A 16,916-nucleotide genomic window follows, 5' to 3' on the forward strand; every position below is an offset into this window, starting at 1 on the left:
GTCGCGGGTGGTTCGCTTTCCGCTTGGCTTGGCGGCAGCGAATTGCGATGCGTGCGGGCATGAAGGGTAAATGGGAAGATTATGGACCCGGCGCGCGCAAGCTGCTGCTCGCCGTGGAGGAAATCATCGCCGAACGCGGGATCGAGGGTGCATCCATCCGCGAAATCCTGCGCGTCGCCAAGCAGGGCAATAACTCCGCCATCTATCGTCATTTCGGATCGAAGGAATTACTGATCCGGGCGATTTACGACATCCGCCAGGCGGAAGTGGACGATTGCCGGATGCTGCGGATGCAGGGGTTGCCGCGCCTGCCCGACGATATTCGCGGCCTGCTCGAATTATTCCTGTTGCCGGTGCTGGACGCCTTCGCAGGGCGGCAGAGGTGGATTTATTCGCAGTTCATCCTGCACCTGATCCTGAACGATCCGTTTGACGAAGCCTTTGACCGAGCCAGAGAAGGACCGGCGGTCGCGCTGGTTCATCAGGCGTTGCGGGGATGCTGCGCCGCCATGTCGGACCAGGTCTTCACCATGCGCCTGTCGGTGGCGGTGACGAATTTCCTGATGGGCGTCAGCTATGGGGACCGGGTCGCCAATCTGACCGGCGGCGCCTATCCGCGCTCCGACCAATATCTTGAAGACCTGATCACCGCAGGCTGCGCCTTGCTGATGCTGCCGCCCTTCGTCGAAGCCGCCGACACGCCCGGCTGACGATTGGCGGGGTCATGGACGAAAATCGAGGGCCCTCTCCGGCGATAGGCACGACTAAGACGATCGTCTTCTACTTCTCCCGACGGCACTGGCAAAGGTCAGGCTTGCGAGAACATGACGTTCTGCTGCTCAGGGAGAGATGAAATGCGCCCGATTTTCACCGCGCGTCTTGCGGTACTTTTAACGTCCGTTGCACCCCTGGCCCTGCCGGTCCTGGCGATCGCCCAAACGGCGCAGCCCCATGCGTCGCCTAGCATCGACGACATCGTCGTCACCGCCCGCCGCTCCGAGGAAAGCATCCAGTCGACGCCTGTGTCCGTCACCGCCTTCAACGCGGATATGCTGCGCGAAGCTAATATCGCAACCACCGCCGACCTGATGATCAAGACGCCCGGCGTCTATCTGTCCGGATCGGGCGGGCGCGAAAATTCGGTGTTCCAGATCCGTGGCCAGTCCAAGGCGTTGAGCGGGTCCAACGCGCCTGCCGTCGTCAGCTATTTTGCCGATGTGCCCGCGCCCACCTTCGGCAGCGGCGTCGCAACCTATGACATGGCATCGGTCCAGGTTCTCAAAGGGCCGCAGGGCACGCTGTTTGGCCGTAACACCACCGGCGGCGCCGTCCTCTATTATCCCGCCGCGCCCGAATATGTCCTGGGCGGCTATGTTGAGGCGGGCTACGGCCGCTATGAACGCAAGCAATTGGAAGGCGCGCTGTCCATCCCGATCGTGGACAACAAGCTGGCGGTACGGGTCGCGGGCCGGTACGAAAAGCGCGACGGTTATACCAAGAATATCGGACTGGGCGGCGACCTGGACGACGTCAATTCCCGCGCGTTCCGCGTGTCCGTGCTGGCCGAACCAGTCGAGGGTTTCAAGAACCTCACTATCTTCGATTGGTATCGCAACAACTACACCGGCGACGCGGTGTTGCTGACCAGCCTGTTCGACAATCCCAGCCTGATCGACCTGTTGGGTCTGCGCAGCGCGATGCAGGAGGCGCTGGCGGCGCAGCAGGCGCGTGGTCCCCGCGTCATCGACAGCGACGTGTCCCCCGCAATCAACCGCACCCGCCGCTGGGGCATCACCAACCGCACCGATATCGACCTGAGCGACAGCGGGGTCAGCTTCACCAACATCTTCGGCTATCGCAAAACCTATGTGAACTATAATATCAACACCGACGGCGTGCCGTTGCTGATCACGACTGGCAATCCTGCTGCCGGACTGCCCGCCGGCTTGCCGCTGACCCTGCTGAACGCAGGCGCTGTCAACAACGTCGAACAATATACCAATGAAGTGCAGATCAAGGGCAGCGCGCTTGACGACCGGGTGGACTGGCTGGTGGGCGGATTTTATCTGAAAAGCCAGCCCTACGGCCCGACGGGCAGCGGCAGTTCGATCGCCCAGGTCGTGCTGCCACCTTTCCTGCCGGCCGAAAATTACGGCACCTTCCAATATAATTTCTACACCGAAAAGAGCAAAGCGCTGTTCGGCAACGTCAACATAAAGCTGGATGAAATCGCCCAGGGTCTGCGCTTCAACGCCGGGCTGCGCTACACCTGGGACAAGGAAATCGCCTGTACGGCGACCGACAACACCACCCAGGGGACCGTCCGCCCCAATGAATGCGTATCGACCAACCCGATCCTGATCGGCGCAACCACCAACACCGCCAAATCCGATGCGCCCACCTGGACCGTGGGTTTCGACTGGCAGGTGACGCCCGACCTCTTCACCTATATTTCCACCCGGCGCGGCTATCGCACCGGCGGCATCAATACGCCCACCTTCGGCGGGCGGCTGGCGCCCTATCAGTCCTTCGGGCCGGAACGAGTCACCGACCTGGAACTGGGGGTGCGATCCGACTGGACGCTGGGCGACGTCCGCGTCCGCCTGAACCTGTCGGGCTTTGTGGGCTATTATGACGGGGTGCAGATCGCACTGAGCGGCCTGCTGACCCAGCCGGGCTGCGTTGCGGGCGATCCGGTCTTTGGCGAAGCGCCCTTTTCCCCCGATGGCGATTGCAGCGCGGACAACGATCCGCAGTCGGGCACGATGCTGGCCAATGCCGGCAAGTCGCACGTCGCGGGGCTGGATTTTGACGGACGCATCCTGTTTTCCGATCGGCTGACCTTCACCTTCGGCGGCAACCTGCTCGACACCAAGACGCGCGAACTGACCGCCCCTGCGCCGATCGCCGCTTATCTCACAACCCAGGAAATCCCGTTCGACCTGGTGGCGAAGGCGACCTTCACGCTGGGCGCGCAATATCGCATCCCACTGGGCGCGATGGGCGATCTCAACGCGTCGGCGGACTATTATCATTCCAGCAAATTGTCCTTCGTCGACACGGCGTTGCCAGCCTATGGCCTGGCCAACATACGGCTGGACTGGCGTAATGTCGGTGGCCGCCCGATCGACGTCGGCGTCACTATGACCAACGTCTTTAACAAGACCTATCAGGCGATCGGTGCCGTATCGGGGGCGGGGTTGGGCTTCAACACAGCTATCTTCGGTCCGCCGCGCCAATATGGCCTGACCCTGCGCTATCGTCTGGGAGAATGAGCATGGCCGACCTCGAAGCGAACAAGGCGGTCGCTCGCCGCTACATGCAGGCGGTGGAAGAGGGGGACGCCGCAACGATCGAAGCGTTGCAGCATCCCGACTGCACATGGTGGATATCAGGCTTTGGCGACATGAGCCGCGCCGATTTCATCGCCAGCGTAACCGGCGGCCTGTTGTCGGCGCAGCGGCGCAGCGCGCAGGTGGTCGGCATCACGGCCGAAGGGGACAGGGTCGCGGTGGAAGTGCGCGGCGAAATGATCTTCCCCGACCGGGTCTATCGCAACGACTATCATAATCTGCTGGTGATCCGCGACGGCCAGATTCTGTCGGGGCGAGAATATATGGACACGCGCGCCGCAGCGGAGGCCTTCGCGCCGTGAGCGGCCCCGTCCCCCTCAACGACTATGACGATGCGGCGGTCGGGCGCATCACCGGCTATGTCGAACACCTGACCGGCGGCAAAGTCGTGGGCCTGGAACGGCTGATCCGTTGGCGCCCTTCCTGGTTCGCCAATGTGGAGGTGGACGGGGTGGTGCGCCGCCTCCACCTGCGCGGCAACCGGGGCGGCGACGTGTCGATCTTTCCCGACCTCAAGCGTGAGGCGGACGTGATCGACCTGCTTCACAGGCAGGGACTGCCGGTACCGGAAATCCATGGCTATCTCGCCGATCCGCCCTGCATCGTCATGGAAGCGATAGCGGGTACGCGCGATTTCTCTACCCTGGACGATGCAACGAGGATCGCGATCGGGCGCGACTATATGCACGCCGTCGCGGCGATGCACCGGCTGCCGATCGAACCCTTCGTCGCGGCCGGGCTACACCAGCCGGACGGTGCCGAGGCGATCGCGCTGGCCGGGCTGGACGCCTATATGCCGCATTATCGGCGCACCAAGAGCCGCCCCGAACCTTTGCTGGCGTTCGTGATCGGCTGGCTGCGTCGCAACGTGCCGGATTACCGCACTCAAGCCAGCTTCATCCAGTTCGATTCGGGCCAATATCTGGTCGATCAGGGCGCGATGACAAAGCTGTATGATTTCGAATTTTCGATGATCGGCGATCCGCTGGTCGATATCGCGACGATGGGGATGCGCGACAGTTTCGAACCGCTGGGCGCGCCGCTGGCGGAACTGGTCGGCTATTATGAAGAGGCGACGGGCGAGCCGGTCGACCATGACGCGGTGCTGTTCCACGTCCTGCAATTTTCCCTGCTGGGCACGATGCAGTTCACCGGGACCGTGGGTGCGCCCAAAGCGGGCGATCCTCATTCGGTCTATCTGATGTTCGACCTGGCACTGCGCCGGTCGATCCTGCTGGCCCTGTCCGCCCTGTCGGGGGTGGCGCTGCCCGATTTGCCGCCACTGGTCGAACGACAGGGTGACAATGCGCCGTTGATGGCCAAGATCGCCGATACGCTGGCCGGACTGGCCATGGCCGACGAAGGGGCGCAGATGCAGAAAAGGCAGGTGGCGGAACTGGTCGAATGGGCGGAGCGCGCCGATGCCCATGGCGCGGATATGGTCGCACGCAACATCGCCGATGTGACGGCGCTGCTGGATCGGCCGTTTCAGGACTGGAACGCGGCCGCCACGGCGCTGGAGGCGTATGTGAACGCTGCCGGGCCGGACGAGGACGCGGCGCTCATCACCCTACTTGGCACGATAGAGGGGCGGCAGCTCCAGCTTTTTGGCCCCACTGCGCTGGGCGTGGCGGCCAGCAATGTGGTGTTGCCGGTCACGCGCAGGGCATGAACAGAACAGGGACAGGCATATGAGCGACAAGATGGTGCTGATGACAGGCGCAACGCGCGGATTGGGGCGTGGCATCGCAAGGGGCCTGGCATCGCGCGGCCATAGGGTCGCCGTCACTGGGCGGGACAGGTTAGAACTGGACGCCGTTGTCGCGGAGATCGACCGGGCCGGGGGCAAAGGGCTGGCGCTGCTCTGCGACCATCGCGACGATGATGCGGTGGCCGCAGCCTTCGCCAAGCTGGCGGAGTGGACCGGCGGCAGGCTGGACCTGCTGGTCAACAATGTCGCGGCCGTACATGCAATGGACCTGATCGCACCGGGAGGTTTCTGGGAAAAGCCACTCCATCTGGCTGACATGATAAATGTCGGCCTGCGATCGGCCTATGTCGCCGCCTATCATGCAGCACCTATGATGGTCGCGGCGGGCAGGGGTCTGATCGCCAGCATATCCTTCTACGGCGCAGTGTCCTATTTCCACGGTCCAGCCTATGGCGCGGCGAAGGCAGGAACGGACAAGATGACCGCCGACATGGCGATCGACCTGGCGCCCCATGGCGTGTCGGCGGTATCCCTGTGGCCCGGTTTCATCCTGACCGATGCGGTTCGCGCCATGCCACCCGAAATGCTGCCCGAAGAGTTGCGCGCGATGTTGCCGTCCTGGGAAACCCCGGAATTTTCCGGCTTGGTCCTCGACCGGTTGATGGACGATCCTGATCTTGCCGCCCTGTCAGGCAAGGCGCTGATCGGCGCGGAACTGGGTGAAGGCTATGGCCTGCGCGATACGGACGGCAAGCAGCCTGTGTCCTACCGCGCAACCATGGGCGCACCACTCAGCTTCCTGCCGAGCTGAAATCAGGCGCGGGGCTGCATCGCGCCAAAGCAGGCCTGCAATTCCACTGCAAACAGCGCAGGCTGCTCGAACGCAGCGAAATGGCCGCCGACCGGCAGTTCGTTCCAGTGGACCAGATCGGAATAGCTGCGTTCGGCCCAGCGGCGCGAGGGGCGAAAGATTTCCTGCGCGAAGATGCTGACACCGACTGGCAGGTCCAGCCGCTGCGCCTTGAACGCGCCCGCGCTTTCCCAGTAAAGCCGCCCCGATGAAGCACCGCTGTTGGTCAGCCAGTAGAGGCTGATGATGTCCAGCATGTCGTCGCGGCTCAGCGCGTCTTCCGCCCGGCCACCATTGTCGGTCCAAGCCTGGAATTTCTCGTAGATCCACGCTGCCTGCCCGACCGGAGAATCCGCCAGCGCATAGCCGACCGTCTGCGGCCTTGTGCCCTGCAACTTGGCATAGCCCGCATCATGGTCCTGATAATATTGCATCCGCTCGACCGTCTTGGCCTCGGCGGGCGTCAGGTCGGCAAAGTCGCCGGCTTCGGGAAAGACCAGCGGCATGTTGAGGTGGACGCCCGCCAGTTCCGGCGGCGCGGCCATGGCGATGGCGGTCGTGACCGCCGCGCCCCAGTCGCCGCCCTGCGCGAAGAAACGATCATAGCCCAGCCGCCGCATCAGCGTGATCCAGGCGTCTGCGATTTTTTCGACGCCCCATCCGGTCGCGATGGGCTTGTCGGAAAAACCATAGCCGGGCAGGGACGGGATGACGAGGTGGAAGGCTGGCGCATCGGCGGTCGCAGGATCGCTGAGCGGGCCGATGACCTTCATGAACTCCAGCACCGATCCGGGCCAGCCATGGGTCAGGATCAGCGGCACGGCATCGGGCCGGGGGCTGCGCACATGCAGGAAATGGATCGCTAGGTCGTCGATCTGCATCATGAACTGGGGCAGGGCGTTGAGCGCCGCCTCACACCGCCGCCAGTCATAGCCATCGGCCCAATAGGTGCACAAGTCGCGCATCGCGGCGATCGGCACGCCCTGGCTCCAGTCCGCAACCGTCTCCGCTGCTGGCCAGCGTGTGTGAACGATCCGCCGATGCAGATCGTCCAGAGCCTCCTGCGGAATGGCCACTGTAAAGGGCGTGATGGAATCCGACATGGCGCTTTTCCCTTATCTTTAGAAAGTGACGCCCAGCGCTTCGACCGTGCCCAAATCCTCGCCCGCGACGAAGATACGCTCGACGATGTGCATCCCCTTTTGCCCCCACTCGTCCATATTGGCGATCCATGCCTGCATCGCATAGGGTGGCCAGCGGCGATAATATTCCCACAATGTCTCGTCGTCCGGTACGCCCTGCGCCCCGGTTTCGATCAGGCAGCGGCGATAATGGCGCAACAGGTCGCGTTCATTGGCGCGCCGCTCCTCGATCGTCAGCGCGCCGAGCAGGAAATAGGTGAAGTCGCGGATCGGCCGCCCCTTGCGTACCAGTTGCCAGTCCAGCCACACCCGCTCGCCGTCGGGGCGCAGATAGCTGTTGCCCTGATGGCTGTCGCCATGGACCAGGCACCATGGTCCCTGTTCCTTATGCTGCGCGAAGTTGACCAGCGCGTCGAACACCGTATGCAGCCGCGACAGGTCGCCCTTGATCCAGCTTGGCAGGAACGCCTGATATTCAGGCATTGCATGGTTTGCTTCCGCAAAACTATACATCATGTGTAGCTGCTGCGCGTCGACTGCCGTCACCATTGACACGGGCAGCCAGTCGGCCGCGTGCAGTACCGGGCTATCCCAGAAGGCACCATGGATTTTCGCCAGGCTGGCGACGGCGCGCGCGGCTTCCTCCACGCCCATATGGTCAGTGCTGACGCCGAAATGGCCGCCCTCGATCGAAAGATCCTCCATCACGACCAGTCCCTGGCCGCTATCATCGCGCGGATCCCACGCCTCGAAGAAGGAGCGGGGCGCGGGGAAGGCGACGAGGCGGCGAAAATCTTCGTAAAACCGGGCTTCCAACCGACAGATGCCCTGGCTTTCGAACTGCGCCCAATTAGCCTTCAGGCATACATTCTCCGGGATACCCGCCGCCTTTCCAACATCGTTGAGCGTCAGCTTGACCTGATATTTGGTCGTGTGGCTGTTGCGCAGGAACACTGCTTCCATCTCCTGCACCACGATGCCGGGATAGCGCGCCTGCATGATCTGTGTCAGCCATTCGGCAGTGACATTCTCCAGCTTTGCAGGGATGCCGACCGGATTTACGAAACTTGTCATGGCATCCATCCCTTATTTCATTTTCTTGAGTTCACGCAGCGCGCGATTGGCCGCGATCCGGCCGGCAATGCCCGACACGCCGCCGCCCGGATGCGCGCCCGCGCCGCCGATCAGAAATCCGGGGAAGGGCGGCTTGGGACCGCCAAAGCCAGTGGCGGGGCGATGCACGCCCGAACGCAGCGCGCCGAAATCGATATGGGTTACACAACCATTGGTGACGTTCAACCGCTTTTCCCGTTCCCGCGCGGTTTCCACGAAACGCCCGACTTCGGTGTCCAGCCCGTCATAATATTCGCCCAGATGGCTGATGACCGATGACATGGTCTTGTCCTTGAGCGCGGGCGACCAGCCCTCGCGCGCATCCACCGCCATGGCAGGCAGATAGACATAGGCCAGCGATCCGCCCGGCGGTGCCTGCGTCGGGTCGCTGTTCGACAGCGGGCTGAGCGACATCGCATGGCGATCGGGAATGTCGCCGCGCCGCGCGGTGGCGAAGGATTCGCGTACTTCTTCGGACGTGCCGATCAGGCCGACCGCCTTATTCAGGTCCGCGTCGTCATGGCGCAAATCCTGATGCTTCTTCAGGCGCAATGGTCCCGACATCGCGATATTGGCCAGGAACGGCGCAGCGTTGGACCGGTTTGAGGGCGCATGTTCAATCCGCTGCATTAGTGCGCGATCGACCCCGCCCGGTGTAGTCATGCGCATGGCGGTGCGCGGGTCGCAGGTGGCAATGACCATCTTCGCCGGGATCACCCGGCCATCCTCCAGCCGCACGCCCTTTGCCGCGCCATCATCGACAATGATTTCGGCGACGGGGGCGTTAAGCAGGATCGTCGCACCGGACGCTTCGATGCTGCGCGCCAGCGCGTCGGAAAAGGACTGGAGCGACCCGATCGGCTTGCCAGTGCCATATTTATGCGTGACGGCAAAGATCATATAGGCCGCCGCATTGCCGTCATCATCCACCGGCCCCGCACCCGCCGCGATGCCCAGCAGCAGCGCGATGGTGGCGGGATGTTCGAACCGTTCGCATGCGACCTGATCCGCCGTCGCCTTTGACAGGGCGACCAGTTCGTCCTTCAGCCGCACGTTGCGCACTGCGCTGCCGATGATCTTGGACAGGTTCTTCATGTCCGGCCGACCTGGTTCCGCCATCATCATCGGAAAGCCGATGTCCATCATGACGTTCAGCGTCTTCATGAATTCCAGATAGGCCTTGCCGTCGTTACGGTTGATCCGGGCTATGTCCTCGGCTGTGCGTTTGTAATCGTAAAACAGCGCGATGGAGCTGCCATCGGGGTGCAGATAAGCATAGGTCGGGTCGGGATCGACCGTTTTGAGGCCATATTTGGCCAGCTCGAAATCCTCGATTATGCCGGATTTGCGCGCGAACAGCAGTTCGACGGCGCAGGGCGTCACCAGATGATTGGGCGCTTCGGGGATCATATAGCCCGAACTGGTCATGCCCCCGACCTTGGCCATCCGCTCGACGACCAGCACCTTCTTGCCCTCGCGCGCCAGATAGCCGGCCGCGGCCATGCCATTATGCCCGGCTCCAATGACGACGACGTCCACCTGATCGGTCATGCTCTCTGTCCTCTGTTGCTTCAGGCGGTGGCGGCGGCGGTATAGGCCTTGCCCCATTCCGCCAGCGCCAGCAGGCGGGTTTTGCGGTCGGCCTGGATCTGCGGGATTTTGTCTTCGTCGGGACCATCGGGCACGATCACCAGCGGCTCCTTGCCCAGCATGGCCAGCGCCAGCGCGCACACTTCGGCCGGATCATAAGCGATGCTATAATCCATCCCCAGCCCTTCGGTCGCGCGGCGCAGGGTGGGCGTGTCCATGATCGGCGCAGCGACGCCGACAATGTCGATATTCTGGCCGTCAAGTTCGGCCCAGAGCGATTCCACGAAGTTCAATTCGAACGCCTTGGTCGCCGAATACATCGCCAACCATGGCTGTCCGCCCAGGCCTGCGCCCGACGACATGATGACGAAACCGCCCTTGCCGCGCGCCTGGAACCGGTTGCCAAAACCATGGACGGCCTCCAGCACATTGGCCGCGTTCATGGTCAGCAGGCGCAGCGACCGTTTGACCGGCACGCCAAAGAAGCTGTTGCCCGCGCCGTCCGCGCCCGCGTTGGAGATATAGAGGCCGATATCCAGATCGGCCGTCGCCTCCACCAGGCGCGATCCCTCGCCCGTTTCCGTCAGGTCGGCGGTCAATGCGCGAAAGGCGATGCCATGTTCTGCGGCCAGTTCCTGCCCTAGCGCTTCCAGCGCAGGCAGGCGGCGCGACACCAGCACCAGGTTGATGCCCATGGCGGCCAGTTGCCGCGCATAGCAGGCGCCGGTGCCTTCCGAAGCACCCGCGATGACGGCCCAGGGACCATAAGCCGCAGCGAAGGCGGCGGCATCGAAAGCAGGCAAGTCGATCTTACGCATCGGATGAAAATCCTCTCTGGGTGCCAGCCGTTCGCCGGCTCTCTGATGGCTAGCGCCAGACCCTATAAGGCAATTGTCTTCACTCTGCCTATCGGGAGGCAGGGGGACTTCCCAAAGCAGCAGATGAAATCCCACCGACAATTGGCCATTGCATATAACGACAATAATGTCATTACATATCCAAGCGGATGGAGGGGAGCCGATCATGCCGGTCGAAATGATGCAGACACACAGGCGCGTCGTCCAAGTGATGGACCCTGTCAGGGTTGCGGCATCGCTGCGGCCCTTGCTGGAACGCTATGCCGACGATTGTGAGCGGCAACGGCGGATCGTGGCACCAGTGATGGCGGGGCTACAGGAATCCGGCCTTTTTCACATCACGGCGCCACGCCGTGCTGGCGGGCCTGGCCATCGCCTCATCACCCATATCGAAACGGTGGCGGAACTGGCCAAAGGCTGTGTCGGCACCGCCTGGGCCTATGGCTTGCTGTCGGGGATCACTGGCACCGCTCTGGCCCTGCCATCGTCGGCAACCGACCTGCTGTTCCGCACTGGGGACGAACTGTTTTGCAGCGCTTCGGCCCTGACCGGCAAGGCGGTGGCGGTGGCGGGCGGCTATCGCGTGTCGGGCCGCTGGGGCTATGGATCGGGCTGCCTACACGCCGATTGGGCGCTCAATGGGGTCATGGTCGACACGGCGCAAGGGGGCGAAGCGGCCATGGCCTTCCTCGACCTGCGCGATGCGGCATGCCGGATCGAGAATAACTGGCACGTCGCAGGCATGGCCGGGTCGGGCAGCAACATGATCGTTGCGGACGACCTTTTCGTGCCCGAAGCGCTGGTCCTGTGGACGGGCCGCGCGCCATCGGCCGATCTGCTGCTAACGATGGCAGGGCTGGAGCCGCGCGACCGCTGGCCTATGGAGCCGCTGTTTCCGCTGGGCGTACTGGCACCGATGCTAGGCGCGGCGAGCGCTCTGCTGGAGGGCGTGACGCAGGCGATGGCCGGGCGGCCCGTGGTGGGGTGGACTTATGCCAGCCAGGGCGGGTCGGAGGCGCTGGTCGGCCTGATGGGCCGGGCGGCGATAGAGATCGATTCGGCTTGGCTCCACATCCGCCGAGCCGCCGCGCTGCTGGACGATAGCGCGCAGCAACGGGTGCTGACCGGCTATGACAAGGCGCAGATCCAGGCCGATTGCGGCTATGCGATGGAATTGCTGCGCGCGGCGGGCAACCGCTTGATGGACGTGGCGGGGCCGGGCGCCTTTGCGCTGGCCAGCCCGCTCCAGCGCCTCTGGCGCGACCTCAATGTCGGCACCCGCCACAATGCGCTCAACGCGCCGCTGTCGATCGAGCTGTACGGCCGCGCGATTGCGGGCATGCCGTCCAACATCCGCCTGCTGCCGGACATTGCGCCCGCACCCGCTTGGGCAACAGCATAACAACAGGAGAGAATGGATGCCGATACCCACGACGCAGGAGATAGCGACATTTCTGACCAGCCAAGCCATCATGTTCAGCGAAGGCCGGATCGATGATTTCATGGCTGCCTTCCGCGCCATAGCGCCGGGCGGGTTCAAGGTGCAGGATCCTGCGACGGCCCCGGTGGAGGCGGGGTGGGACAAGCTGGAGGCGCTATGCGACCAGTTTCTCGGCTGGCAGTTGGTGGTGGAGGATGTGAAGGTCAGCGGCAACGAAGCGGTCATCTACGTCCGCAACGAAGGTGTGCATGACGGGCATCCGATGAAGGTCTACAGCATAGAACATTATGTGTTCGGCGACGATGGCAGCCTGCTTGCGCGCTATTTCCATCCGATGCAGTAGCAGGCCATGTCCGAGACCACATCCGTCCCGCCCGCCATCGACCCGCGCAGCCGGGCGGCGGCGTTGCGGCGGGAACGGATGCGCGACCGGCTGCTCGACACGGTATTCGACCTGTATCAGCCGGGTCAGGCGAACGGCCATCTGGTGATCGACGACGTGATCCAGGCGGCCGCCGTGTCGCGCGGCAGTTTCTACAAATATTTCGAATCGCTGGAAGCCGCCGTCGATGCGCTGGGCGAGCGGCTGACGGCGGGCATGATCGGCGATTATCGTCGGCTGTTCGATGACGATGACGCCCCGTTGCTGCGCGCGGTGGGCGGCGTGGCGATCACAATGTTGCGCGCCTGGCATGATCCGCGCTGGAGCGGCTTTACCTGTCGCGTAGATTATGTCAATTATTTCGAACGCGCCAGCAGCTTTGACCTTATGGTCCGCGATGCGCTCGACGATGCCCGGCAGAAGGGGCAGATGGATTTCGCTTCCAGCGACATGGCCGTCGACCTTATCGTCGGGGTCACGATCGAAGCGCGGCGGCGGCTGATGCGGGGAGGCATGGCTCCGCGTTCCTATATGGACGAAATGCTCTTGCGGACTTTCAGGGCGCTGGATGCTTCGCCCGTCATGCTGGCTGCGGCGTTCGACACGGTGTGGCTACGGCTGGCGCGCGACGGGCCGAGTCTTGACTGGTGGTCCGTGGGGCAGGGCGTTCCGGTCGGCTAAAGCGGGCTCGTCCCGCCGAACGATCAAGAATCAAGCGGCGTCCAGCATGGGGTGCCTGCTTTTTCCAGCGGCCCGCACTGCGCCACGCGGGTCGCGCCATTGTCCGCGATCAGGATCATCCAGTCGCCGGTGTCGCCGCAACCAATGGCCCAGACCGCATTGGTGCCGATGTCGCCCCGAAACAGCGAACGCTTCGTACTTGTACAGACCTCGCCTGCATCATGCATCAGCTTGGCGAAGGATTGCGTTCGTCCGGGCGCATCCCTTTCCTCGATCGCATTGCTGTAGCGGTTTCGGCTGCTGCCAGTGCGATGCGCTTCGGCGATGGCGATGGATGCGCCCAGCGTCGCGGCAATCACGCCGGTCGGGACCAGCGTCCATAACAATGCCCGGCGCAGGTCGCCGCCGCTATGGCCACACGCAATGCAGCCGGTTCCAAAGCCATCGATCGGCGCGCGACATTTCGGGCAGTTCATGACTCCGCACTAGCCTGCATCCCTCTCGCTCGACCCTATCCCTCGACAGGCGCAGTTGGGGCTCGGCGCAATCATTCTATAGACTATGGAATTGCCCAACCTCCCACCGGCCATAGCGCCGTCTTTGCCGCCATCGGGCGGAATGATGGGGGAACCGTTGCGTTCGCCCTCCACCCTGCGGCAGGCGGTGGTCGATCGCCTGCGCGACGCCATCGTGTCCGGCACTATCGCGCCCGGCACCTTGCTACGCGAAACCGCACTCGCCGCCAGTCTGAACGTCAGCGCCACGCCGATCCGTGAGGCGCTTGGCACGCTGGCATCCGAAGGATTGGTGGAGATCGAGGCGCATAGGTTGAAGCGCGTCACCCCGATTGATTTCCCCGCGACCCGCGACCTGTTGCGCGTGCAATGGGAATTGTGGCGGCTGGGCTATGCCTGGGGGATGGGCCATATCGGCGCAGGGCAAGCAGTCCTGCTCGATCAGGCAATCGCTGACTATCGCACGGCGCTGGACGGGGACGACTATGCCGGAGCGATTGCCGCTGGGCTGGATTTCCACACCATCTTCATCACCGCGTCGGCGAACCGCGAACTGCTGCGCTCGACCCTTGACCGGCGCGGTCTGATCGCCCGCTTCATCCTGCTGCATGGCCTCCAGACGCTGACGACGATTGGCCTGGAACAGCATCAGGCGATCCTCGCGGCGTTCAAGGCGGGCGACCATCCCGGCGTGCTGGCCTGCCTCGATCGCATGGCCACGCGCCTGATCGCCATCGCAGATGCAGGCTGCCCGGCCGCATCCGATCACCCTTCCCGATAAGCAAGAGAGACACAGGACATGGATTTCGAACTGCCAGAGGAATATCGTTCCTTTCAGGACATGGCGCGGCGCTGGATCGACAAGGAAGTGCCCAAGGAATGGGCGCGCGCGCTGGAAAAGGACGAACACAACTACCCCTTCGCGCTGTGGGACAAATTCACCGAAGCGGGCTTTCACGGCATCGGCATATCGGAGGAGTATGACGGGCAAGGCGGCGATGTTGTCATGCAGATGCTGCTGGCGCGCGAACTGGCCCGGTCGCTGGGTGGCCTCGCCTGGATCTGGGGCATCACCAGCTTTGCCGGGTCGAAATCGATCGGCCTTTATGGGTCGCCCGAACAAAAGGCGAAATATCTGCCGCTGATCGCCACCGGGCAATTGAAGGCCGCGATCGCCTTTACCGAGCCGAGCGGCGGCACCGACCTGTTGGGCGCGATGACCACGACAGCCGAACGGGTCGAGGGGGGCTGGAAACTCAATGGCGAAAAGATCTGGTCCTCCTCCGCCCATGTCGCCGACTATCTGCTGGTGATCGCGCGCAGCGACAAGGACGCTGAAAAGAAGCACCAGGGGCTGACCCTGTTCTGGGTGCCGATCAACACAGCGGGCGTGAAGATCACCCCGCTCGCCAAACTCGGTATGCGCTCGATGGGCAGTTGCTCGGTGCATTTCGAGGACGCCTTGGTCGCCGACGAACAGGTGCTGGGGGAACCGCACAAGGCCTGGTACATGCTGCTGCCCACGCTCAACAATGAACGGATCATGGTCGGCGCCTTCTGCCTTGGCGTCATCGACGGCGTGCTGGAAGATGCGCTCGATTATATGAAGCAGCGCAAGGCGTTCGGCGGGGTCATCGGCCGATTCCAGAGCTTGCAACATTATGTCGCCGACATTGCGACCATGCAGAAGACCACCGAACTAATGCTGCATTTCTGCGCCGACAAACAGGCGCGCGGCGAAAATGTCGGGGTGGAGGCCAATATGCTCAAACTCATGGCATCGGAAAACGCCAATGCCGCCGCAGACCTGGGCATCCAGATATTGGGCGGGATGGGCTATTCCGCCGAAACCGACATGCAGCGTTACTGGCGCGACAGCCGACTGTGGCGGATCGGCCCTATCACCAATGAAATGGTGCGCAACGGCATCGCCGAAAGCCTAGGGCTGCCGCGTTCCTTCTGAACCCCGGCCCTTCTGAAAGACAGGTGAAATGGCGGGGGCGGGCGCGCAGTCTCCCCGCCGATCAAGGAGACAGACGATCATGATGTTCCCCCCGCAACCCATTCCCGACCATGTGCCGGCCGATCTGGTCAAGCCCGACTTTCCCTTCATCTTTGGCATGACGACGAACCGCGATCCGTTCGACGATATGGCGATGGCGGTGCATGAAGGCCCCGACATCATCTATGCGCCTCACGCCTATCCGGGCGGAACCGCAGCCTGGGTGCCACGGCGCATGGCGCATCTGCGCGCCATTTACCTGGACACCGAACATTTTTCGTCGACCGATTTTTCCCCCTATTCCAAACTGGTCGGCGGCAACTGGATTAATTCGCCCGCTGAGTTGGACCCGCCCGCCCATGGCCCGTTCCGCCAGATGGTAAACCCGGCCTTCACGCCCAAGGCGATGGCCGCGCTGGAGGGCAAGATCCGTCAATATGCGATCGAATATATCGACGCGTTCGCCGCGCTCGGTTCGTGCGAATTCATGAGCGAGTTCGCGTTCGAATTTCCGATCAAGGTGTTCATGGATCTGATGGGGCTGCCGCATGACCGGGTAGCGGAATTCATGGAGTGGGAAAAGAACCTGCTCCACAATCACGACCTCGCGCAGATTGCCGAGGCCACACGCAGCGTGCTCGATTATCTGGGCGGGGAGATTGACGATCGACGCGCCAATCCGCGCGACGACCTTATCAGCTTCGGGGTGCAGGGTCGGATCGGCGATCGGCCACTGACGCAGGATGAACTGCTGGGCTTTATGTTCAACCTGTTCATCGGCGGGCTTGATACCGTCTCGACCAATATGGGTCTGCATTTCCGACATCTGGGCAGCGCGATGGAGGATCAGGCGCATCTGCGCGCCAATCCGTCCGACATCCCGCATGCGATTGATGAACTGATGCGGGCCTATGGCGCGGTCACGACCTTTCGCACCTGCATCAAGGAAACGGAAGTCGCCGGCGTGCGCTTCATGCCGGGGGAAAAGGTCGCGATGTCGACCACGCTCGCGGGCCGCGATCCGGCCGAGTTCGATGCGCCGACACAGGTGCGGCTAGACCGTAAGCCACGCCATGTCGGCTTTGGCTTTGGTATCCATACCTGTGTGGGCATGCATCTGGCGCGGCGGGAATTACGGATCGCGATGGAGGAATTTCTCGCCCGCATCCCGCAATTCCGTATTGCGCCGGGTCACACGGTCGAATGCCATCTGGGCATGATCCAGCCCGTCGCACTCCCGCTGGTCTGGACCCCTGCCGCCTGATCGATGGCGGGCGTT

16 protein-coding genes are annotated in these 16,916 nt (G+C 63.1%); 11 read left to right on the forward strand and 5 right to left on the reverse strand.

What is annotated here, in order from left to right; all coding sequences use genetic code 11:
• Positions 1–59: 59 nt before the first annotated feature.
• The 5 genes from ACZ2HM_RS21520 to ACZ2HM_RS21540 all read left to right on the forward strand — a co-directional run bounded on the left by ACZ2HM_RS21520 (position 60) and on the right by ACZ2HM_RS21540 (position 5,875).
• Positions 60–710: a TetR/AcrR family transcriptional regulator gene (locus tag ACZ2HM_RS21520; protein WP_161774232.1), complete on the forward strand. Its 651-nt coding sequence runs from the start codon at positions 60–62 to the stop codon at positions 708–710.
• Positions 711–854: 144 nt separating this feature from the next.
• Positions 855–3,275 carry a TonB-dependent receptor gene (locus tag ACZ2HM_RS21525; RefSeq protein ID WP_470426989.1) on the forward strand — a complete coding sequence of 807 codons (2,421 nt, stop codon included), beginning with the start codon at positions 855–857 and terminating at the stop codon, positions 3,273–3,275.
• 2 nt (positions 3,276–3,277) lie between these two features.
• Positions 3,278–3,655, forward strand: a complete 378-nt coding sequence (locus ACZ2HM_RS21530; RefSeq protein ID WP_037473643.1) for a nuclear transport factor 2 family protein — start codon at positions 3,278–3,280, stop codon at positions 3,653–3,655.
• On the forward strand, positions 3,652–5,025 hold the full coding sequence (locus ACZ2HM_RS21535; RefSeq protein ID WP_043150287.1) for a phosphotransferase: 1,374 nt from the start codon (positions 3,652–3,654) through the stop codon (positions 5,023–5,025). The genes ACZ2HM_RS21530 and ACZ2HM_RS21535 overlap by 4 nt, the downstream gene beginning before the upstream one ends.
• Before the next feature lie 19 nt (positions 5,026–5,044).
• Positions 5,045–5,875 carry an SDR family NAD(P)-dependent oxidoreductase gene (locus ACZ2HM_RS21540; protein ID WP_043150285.1) on the forward strand — a complete coding sequence of 277 codons (831 nt, stop codon included), beginning with the start codon at positions 5,045–5,047 and terminating at the stop codon, positions 5,873–5,875.
• Between the two features lie 2 nt (positions 5,876–5,877).
• Here ACZ2HM_RS21540 and ACZ2HM_RS21545 read toward each other — a convergent pair whose 3' ends face one another.
• Genes ACZ2HM_RS21545 through ACZ2HM_RS21560 form a run of 4 tightly spaced genes read right to left on the reverse strand, consistent with a single transcriptional unit; the run spans position 5,878 to position 10,577 of the window.
• Positions 5,878–7,017 (reverse strand): epoxide hydrolase family protein, encoded by a 1,140-nt coding sequence (locus ACZ2HM_RS21545; protein WP_043150283.1) that lies wholly within the window; start codon positions 7,015–7,017, stop codon positions 5,878–5,880.
• A gap of 18 nt (positions 7,018–7,035) precedes the next feature.
• Positions 7,036–8,130 carry a phosphotransferase gene (locus ACZ2HM_RS21550; RefSeq protein WP_043150335.1) on the reverse strand — a complete coding sequence of 365 codons (1,095 nt, stop codon included), beginning with the start codon at positions 8,128–8,130 and terminating at the stop codon, positions 7,036–7,038.
• A gap of 12 nt (positions 8,131–8,142) precedes the next feature.
• Positions 8,143–9,720, reverse strand: coding sequence for a phytoene desaturase family protein (locus ACZ2HM_RS21555; RefSeq protein WP_463266120.1), 1,578 nt, complete (start codon positions 9,718–9,720; stop codon positions 8,143–8,145).
• Between the two features lie 20 nt (positions 9,721–9,740).
• Entirely contained in the window at positions 9,741–10,577 is an 837-nt protein-coding gene (locus ACZ2HM_RS21560; RefSeq protein ID WP_043150282.1) for an SDR family NAD(P)-dependent oxidoreductase, read from the reverse strand.
• Between the two features lie 205 nt (positions 10,578–10,782).
• Here ACZ2HM_RS21560 and ACZ2HM_RS21565 point away from each other — a divergent pair, with 205 nt between their 5' ends.
• The 3 genes from ACZ2HM_RS21565 to ACZ2HM_RS21575 are packed head-to-tail and all read left to right on the forward strand — an operon-like array spanning position 10,783 to position 13,120.
• Complete coding sequence (locus ACZ2HM_RS21565) at positions 10,783–12,018, forward strand: acyl-CoA dehydrogenase family protein (RefSeq protein ID WP_043150280.1); 1,236 nt, start codon at positions 10,783–10,785, stop codon at positions 12,016–12,018.
• 16 nt (positions 12,019–12,034) lie between these two features.
• The gene (locus ACZ2HM_RS21570; protein WP_043150278.1) at positions 12,035–12,400 is read left to right on the forward strand and encodes a hypothetical protein; all 366 of its coding nucleotides are present in this window, start codon (positions 12,035–12,037) and stop codon (positions 12,398–12,400) included.
• A 6-nt stretch (positions 12,401–12,406) separates the two neighbouring features.
• Positions 12,407–13,120 carry a TetR/AcrR family transcriptional regulator gene (locus tag ACZ2HM_RS21575; protein ID WP_043150276.1) on the forward strand — a complete coding sequence of 238 codons (714 nt, stop codon included), beginning with the start codon at positions 12,407–12,409 and terminating at the stop codon, positions 13,118–13,120.
• Positions 13,121–13,143: 23 nt separating this feature from the next.
• On the opposite strand, the gene ACZ2HM_RS21580 is transcribed toward ACZ2HM_RS21575, so the two are convergent.
• Positions 13,144–13,596: a hypothetical protein gene (locus ACZ2HM_RS21580; protein ID WP_235209604.1), complete on the reverse strand. Its 453-nt coding sequence runs from the start codon at positions 13,594–13,596 to the stop codon at positions 13,144–13,146.
• A gap of 157 nt (positions 13,597–13,753) precedes the next feature.
• On the opposite strand from ACZ2HM_RS21580, the gene ACZ2HM_RS21585 reads away from it, so the two are divergent.
• From ACZ2HM_RS21585 to ACZ2HM_RS21595, 3 genes are all read left to right on the forward strand, one after another.
• On the forward strand, positions 13,754–14,416 hold the full coding sequence (locus ACZ2HM_RS21585; RefSeq protein ID WP_235209603.1) for a GntR family transcriptional regulator: 663 nt from the start codon (positions 13,754–13,756) through the stop codon (positions 14,414–14,416).
• A gap of 18 nt (positions 14,417–14,434) precedes the next feature.
• Complete coding sequence (locus tag ACZ2HM_RS21590) at positions 14,435–15,598, forward strand: acyl-CoA dehydrogenase family protein (RefSeq protein WP_470426990.1); 1,164 nt, start codon at positions 14,435–14,437, stop codon at positions 15,596–15,598.
• 79 nt (positions 15,599–15,677) lie between these two features.
• Complete coding sequence (locus ACZ2HM_RS21595; protein ID WP_043150274.1) at positions 15,678–16,901, forward strand: cytochrome P450; 1,224 nt, start codon at positions 15,678–15,680, stop codon at positions 16,899–16,901.
• Positions 16,902–16,916 lie beyond the last annotated feature (15 nt).

The organism is Sphingobium sp. KKT206, assembly GCF_055640555.1.

Coding starts and splice junctions, on each gene's coding strand:
- ACZ2HM_RS21545 (WP_043150283.1), bottom strand. CDS start 7,017: ATGTCGGATTCCATCACGCCCTTTACAGTGGCCATTCCGCAGGAGGCT.
- ACZ2HM_RS21520 (WP_161774232.1), top strand. CDS start 60: ATGAAGGGTAAATGGGAAGATTATGGACCCGGCGCGCGCAAGCTGCTG.
- ACZ2HM_RS21525 (WP_470426989.1), top strand. CDS start 855: ATGCGCCCGATTTTCACCGCGCGTCTTGCGGTACTTTTAACGTCCGTT.
- ACZ2HM_RS21595 (WP_043150274.1), top strand. CDS start 15,678: ATGATGTTCCCCCCGCAACCCATTCCCGACCATGTGCCGGCCGATCTG.
- ACZ2HM_RS21560 (WP_043150282.1), bottom strand. CDS start 10,577: ATGCGTAAGATCGACTTGCCTGCTTTCGATGCCGCCGCCTTCGCTGCG.
- ACZ2HM_RS21590 (WP_470426990.1), top strand. CDS start 14,435: ATGGATTTCGAACTGCCAGAGGAATATCGTTCCTTTCAGGACATGGCG.
- ACZ2HM_RS21570 (WP_043150278.1), top strand. CDS start 12,035: ATGCCGATACCCACGACGCAGGAGATAGCGACATTTCTGACCAGCCAA.
- ACZ2HM_RS21550 (WP_043150335.1), bottom strand. CDS start 8,130: ATGACAAGTTTCGTAAATCCGGTCGGCATCCCTGCAAAGCTGGAGAAT.
- ACZ2HM_RS21565 (WP_043150280.1), top strand. CDS start 10,783: ATGCCGGTCGAAATGATGCAGACACACAGGCGCGTCGTCCAAGTGATG.
- ACZ2HM_RS21555 (WP_463266120.1), bottom strand. CDS start 9,720: ATGACCGATCAGGTGGACGTCGTCGTCATTGGAGCCGGGCATAATGGC.
- ACZ2HM_RS21580 (WP_235209604.1), bottom strand. CDS start 13,596: ATGAACTGCCCGAAATGTCGCGCGCCGATCGATGGCTTTGGAACCGGC.
- ACZ2HM_RS21540 (WP_043150285.1), top strand. CDS start 5,045: ATGAGCGACAAGATGGTGCTGATGACAGGCGCAACGCGCGGATTGGGG.
- ACZ2HM_RS21575 (WP_043150276.1), top strand. CDS start 12,407: ATGTCCGAGACCACATCCGTCCCGCCCGCCATCGACCCGCGCAGCCGG.
- ACZ2HM_RS21530 (WP_037473643.1), top strand. CDS start 3,278: ATGGCCGACCTCGAAGCGAACAAGGCGGTCGCTCGCCGCTACATGCAG.